Source organism: Xanthomonas sp. SHU 166 (assembly GCF_000364685.1).
In the GTDB taxonomy this organism is placed as follows: Bacteria; Pseudomonadota; Gammaproteobacteria; order Xanthomonadales; family Xanthomonadaceae; genus Xanthomonas_A; species Xanthomonas_A sontii.
The window spans coordinates 1-3727 of the sequence record NZ_AQOJ01000868.1 but is presented as its reverse complement, the minus strand read 5'-3'; the positions used below and the strand labels follow the sequence as shown (position 1 = coordinate 3727).

The 3727-nt window shown below is 68.6% G+C and carries 4 protein-coding genes; 3 read left to right on the top strand and 1 reads right to left on the bottom strand.

The window, feature by feature from the left end; translation table 11 throughout:
* The first annotated feature begins 201 nt into the window (after positions 1-201).
* Together D180_RS19840 and D180_RS19835 are read left to right on the top strand one after the other, a co-directional pair.
* Positions 202-1017 carry an amidohydrolase gene (locus tag D180_RS19840; RefSeq protein WP_017914144.1) on the top strand — a complete coding sequence of 272 codons (816 nt, stop codon included), beginning with the start codon at positions 202-204 and terminating at the stop codon, positions 1015-1017.
* A 461-nt stretch (positions 1018-1478) separates the two neighbouring features.
* Positions 1479-1916, top strand: a complete 438-nt coding sequence (locus tag D180_RS19835) for a hypothetical protein (RefSeq protein WP_017914143.1) — start codon at positions 1479-1481, stop codon at positions 1914-1916.
* Positions 1917-2113: 197 nt separating this feature from the next.
* Here the strand turns inward: D180_RS19835 and D180_RS19830 are convergent, their stop codons facing one another.
* A complete protein-coding gene (locus tag D180_RS19830) occupies positions 2114-2809 on the bottom strand; it encodes a hypothetical protein (protein WP_017914142.1) in 696 nt (231 codons plus the stop codon).
* A gap of 263 nt (positions 2810-3072) precedes the next feature.
* On the opposite strand from D180_RS19830, the gene D180_RS19825 reads away from it, so the two are divergent.
* Complete coding sequence (locus D180_RS19825) at positions 3073-3519, top strand: hypothetical protein (protein WP_017914141.1); 447 nt, start codon at positions 3073-3075, stop codon at positions 3517-3519.
* Positions 3520-3727 lie beyond the last annotated feature (208 nt).

Sequence of the window (3727 nt, the reverse complement as noted above, 5' to 3'; positions counted from 1 at the left end):
AGGCCCCGCCGCAGGGTCAGCGGCTGGCGCGGCTGTGCTTCGCCAAGAACGAGGCGACGCTGGATGCGGCGATCGAGCGCTTGCGCGCGCTGTAGCGCGCGTAAGCGCCGGGATTGGGGATTCGGGAATGGGGAATGGTGAAAACTCGCCGATGCGCTTAGCCTTTACCCATTCCCTATTCCCCTTTCCCGATTCCCTGCTATGAACGATCTGAGGATCTCGCTGGTCCAGGGCGATACCCGCTGGCACGATCCGGCCGGCAACCGCGCGCATTACGCCGAACTGCTGGCGCCGCTGGCCGGCGTCACCGACCTGGTGATCCTGCCGGAGACCTTCACCAGCGGCTTCTCCAACGATGCGCTGGCGCAGGCCGAGGACATGGACGGGCCGACCGTGGCGTGGATCCGCGAGAAGGCGGCACGGCTGGGCGCGGCGGTGACCGGCAGCGTGCAGTTGCGCGTGCCCGCCGCCGATGGCGAGGCCAAGGTGTTCAACCGCCTGCTGTGGGCCACGCCGGACGGCGCGTTGCAGCATTACGACAAGCGTCATCTGTTCCGCTACGGCAACGAACACCTGCGCTACGCCGCCGGGCACGAACGCCTGTGCGTGGAGTGGAAGGGCTGGCGGATCAATCCGCAGGTCTGCTACGACCTGCGCTTCCCGGTGTTCTGCCGCAACCGCTACGACGTCGAGCGCCCGGGCCAGCTGGATTTCGACCTGCAGCTGTTCGTCGCCAACTGGCCGTCGGCGCGCGCCTACGCCTGGCGTACGCTGCTGCGCGCGCGCGCGATCGAGAACCTGTGCTTCGTGGCCGCGGTCAACCGCGTCGGCGTGGACGGCAACGACCTGCACTATGCCGGCGACAGTGCGGTGATCGATTTCCTCGGCCAGCCGCAACTGGAGATCCGCGAGCGCGAACAGGTCGCCACCACCACGATCTCCGCCGCCGCACTGGCCGCGCACCGCGCGCGCTTCCCGGCCATGCTCGATGCGGATGCCTTCAGGCTGGACGACTAGCCTGCGGCTCCAGTGACGCCGGAAAGCTCATCGTGCTATTTCCGAAGACGCCTGTCGTAGGAGCCGCTTCAGCCGCGACGGGCTTTCCCGGTAACCCCTGTCGCGGCGGATTCCGAAAGCGCGGCAATAGCCCCTCCCGCAGCATGTTGCGGCAAGCGTGGCAGGTGCATTGTGGGAGGGACTTCAGTCCCGACGCATTACGCCATCAGAAAGTGCTTCGCACGTCGCCGCTGCATGCGCGTTGACGCCCACAATGCATCGAGGCAGTCAGGCCAAGCCGCCGCAGACGAGTGCTGGAGATGTTTGGCGCGGGCCTCGCCTCCTGCCTGTACGGGGCCGACCGCGCCCGCCGCGAGTGGAAATGCCTGCTGAACGCGCGCGCGATACCCCCGCAACCTTGTCGCGGCCGCGACAAACCCATTGCTACCCTCGCTCCTTGTCCACCCACCCGGAATGCCAACATGATCAAGTCGCTCTCTCTGCTCGCACTGCTGGGTGCGGCCGCGCTCGCGCCGCAGGCCCAGGCCGCCGGCAACATCGATTGCAAGCTGTCCTTCAACCTGTCCGGCTGGTCGGTGTTCTACAAGACCGCCAAGGGCACCGGCACCATCACCTGCAACGACGGCGCGGTGATCCCGGTCAAGATCAGCAGCAAGGGCGGTGGCCTGACGGTCGGCAAGTCGAAGATCGTCGGTGGCCGCGGCACCTTCACCGGCGCCTATAGCCTCAACGATCTGTTCGGCACCTATGCCGCCGCCGAAGCGCATGCCGGCGTGGTCAAGTCCAGCACCGCACAGGTCGTCACCAAGGGCGATATCTCGCTGGCCCTGGCCGGCACGGGCGAGGGCGTCGATCTGGGCGTCAACGTCGGCAACTTCGTGATCGAGCGCCGTAAGTAAGGCGCTGCGTTCCGCCCTGACGCTGCGTTGCAGCCAGGGCGGAGACGACGCAAAAAAATCCAGGCGCAGCGCGCCTGGATTTTTTGGGTCGAAGGTTTCTCTCGGCCACTTGGCCGGAAGCCCGCCGTGCGGCGGAGATGCGCTGCGACCCGGCAAACCGCGCCCTGCGCCAGGGCACGTTTCGCGCTGCCGCGCGCTTACTGCTGCGCGAACACCCAGGCCAACTGGCCGCGTACCGGCTCGGGCGTCGCCAGCGCCTGGCGGTACAGGGTCCGCGCCGTCCAGCAGGCGTCCTCGTCGCTGGCCTTGGCGATCTCCGGCAGCACCCGCATCAGGCGCTGCTGCTGGTCGGCGGGCAGCGACTTGACCAGGGTGCCCATCGCCGCCTGGATCTGCTCCTGGCTCACCGGCTGCGCCGGGGTCTTGTTCAACTCCGCGTCGGTGGCCTTCAGCGAGACCTCGAACCAGCGGTCGATCTGCGCCTGCGGCAGCGTTTCCAGGCCCGACAGCATCGCCGCGCTCAGTGCCTGCGCATCGTTGGGGTTGCCGCCGCGCGCCAGCACGGCGCACTGCGGTACGTCGACCTTGTCGCTGACCTGCGACAGGATCTGCAGGCGCTGTTCCAGCGTGGCGTGGTCCAGTCGCGCGATGCCGTTCTGCGCCAGTTGGAAGCCGGCCTGCTGCGCCTGCGGGCCGCTCTGCTTGAGCAACGCCACGTAGCGCGGGTCGTTGGCCAGCTTGCGCAGCATGCGGTCGAACGGCGCGTGCAGCGGCGAACTGGCCGGGTAGGGGTTCTGCGCTGCGGCGATCTCTTCCTGGGCCTTCTGCTGCGCCTTCTGGCAGGCGCCGAGGCTCAGTACGCCGGCGATCAGCAGCGGCAGGGCGATCTTCATCTTCCGTGTCATCGGGAATTCCTGGTCGGTGAGGGCGGCCACCCGCGGCGGCCGCCAGATGCGCCAGGATATCGGCTTCGTCCGCGCAGGGCGAACGGCGCGATGGCGGGTGGGCTGATGTCGCCACGTCCCTGTCGTTCGAGCCTGCGAGACGCGGTCGGGTGCCGCCTGGTCGGCGGCCACCGCGCACGGCAATCTCCATCGGGCGCCGGCGTTCCCGGCGCTTATCATCCGCGACTCCCTCCGCGCGCGAGATCGTCCGCATGACCTCCGGAATGCTTGTTGGCCTTCTCGCGCTGGGCGTCGGCGCGTCGTCTCCGGTCGTATCGCAGCAGGCAGGCGTCGTCGATGCGGTCATCCAGCAGCTTGATCTGACCTCGTTCCCCAACTCGGTCGGCCCCCGCCGTCTGCCGGGGAAGACGACGTTCGCGGACTATGGTTTCGTGGATGTCACCAAAACCGCCCATGGCGCGCGCCTGCTCGAGGCCGACAAGGGCTGGATGATGCGCTTCGAGGTGCTGTCGGCCGATGCCACGTCCGTACGTCTGTGCTTCCATGACACGGGATTGGCCAGGCCCGGCGCGACACAGGCCCCCAGCTACGACGCAACCTCGGCGCTGCTCGTCTCCACAGCGTCTCAGGGCAAGTGGACCGCCAGGCAGATCCCGGCGGGGTTTGCGGACTGCAAGAACGCGCCTGCCGGCGCGTGAGTGCACGGGCGGCCGCGCTGCGGGCCGTCGCATCACCTGGGTGAGGGGGCTGCCGCGGCCTGACGGCGCGCGCCGTCCCCGTGATCGATAGCGTCCCCATAGAAAAACAGGGCGCCGCTTGCGCAGGCGCCCTGTCGGGTGCGGAGCGGGCCGGCGCGCACGGCGCCGGCGTCGTCCTCAGCCGCCGCGCGGACCGCGGTTGCCGCCG